This is a genomic window from Pseudooceanicola lipolyticus (genome assembly GCF_002786325.1).
Classification (GTDB): domain Bacteria; phylum Pseudomonadota; class Alphaproteobacteria; order Rhodobacterales; family Rhodobacteraceae; genus Pseudooceanicola_C; species Pseudooceanicola_C lipolyticus.
On sequence record NZ_PGTB01000357.1, the window covers coordinates 1 to 1222 of the forward strand.

Below are 1222 nucleotides of genomic sequence, written 5' to 3' on the forward strand. Positions count from 1 at the left end.
GGCGTTGCGACGGCTGCGCGGCGCGATGGCGCAAGTGGCACAGCAGGACTATGCGGTTGCGATCGTCGACGATGGACGGGCGGACGAGATCGGCGCGCTGGCCCGCGACCTGGCGCGCTGCCGCGACGCGCTGGCGCAGGGCGAGGCATCGGCGCAGATGGCCCTGTTCAAGGCGCGCGCCTTTTCCGGCTCGTCGGCGGCGATGATGCTGGTGGATCGCGATCTCACTATCGTCGAATACAACGCCGCCCTGGCCGACATCTTCCGCGACAATCTGGCAGCGCTGCGCAGCCGGTGGCCGGATTTCGACCCCGAGGCGCTGTGCGGCGAAACGATCGACCGGTTCCTCGGTGATCCGCCGCCGCCGCGCGCGTTGCGCTCCGACCCTGCCAACCTGCCCCATAGCGCCGACATCTCGGTGGGTTCTGCCCGGTTGCAGCTGAATATCGCCGCGATTTGCGATGACGATGGCCAATATATCGGCGCCTCGCTGCAGTGGCAGGATGTGCGCCAGGCCCGCGCCGATGCCTCGATCCTCGACGCGATCCGGCAGAATCAGAGCATGGTCGAGTTCGACACCCGGTTCCGCATCACCGCACTTAACGAAACCTTCACCCGGTTTTTCGGCTGGGGCGACGAGGCGATCGGCCAGAGCCTGGAGGAACTGTTCGGCGCCAGCGAGGATACCAGGATCCAGATGCAGCGGCTGACCGAGGGGCGCAAGGTGACCCGCAAGATCGAGCGGCGCAGCAAAAGCGGCGGCCGCGTCTGGGTCGAACTGTCGATGACGCCGATCATGGACCGGCACGGCGCGCTGGACCGGGTGATCGAGGTCGGCACCGATGTCACCCGCATCGAACGCGCCCGGCTGGATGCCGAAGCCGAGCGCGCCCGCAACGCGGCCGCCCAGGACCTGGTGGTGGCGGAATTGCGCCGCGGCCTTGCGGCGCTGGCCGAGGGCGACCTGACCGCGGTGCTGGAAACGCCGTTTTCGGCCGAGCTCGACCAGCTGCGCCTGGATTACAACGCCGCCCGGGAAAAGCTGACCGGGGCAATCGCGCTGCTGATCACCGCCGCCGACAAGATCGGCGCGGGCGCCACCGCGATCGCCCAGGCCTCGGACAACCTGGCCCGGCGCACCGAGACCCAGGCCGCGACGCTGGAACAGACGGCTGCGGCGCTGGACGAGATCACCACCAGCGTGCGCGCCACCGCCGGCGGC

At 69.2% G+C, this 1222-nt stretch carries 1 protein-coding gene; it reads left to right on the plus strand.

From position 1 onward, the window contains the following. Window positions 1-1222, plus strand: a 1222-nt coding sequence (locus tag CVM52_RS25870) for a PAS domain-containing protein (protein WP_133120013.1), incomplete at both ends; no start/stop codon positions are given.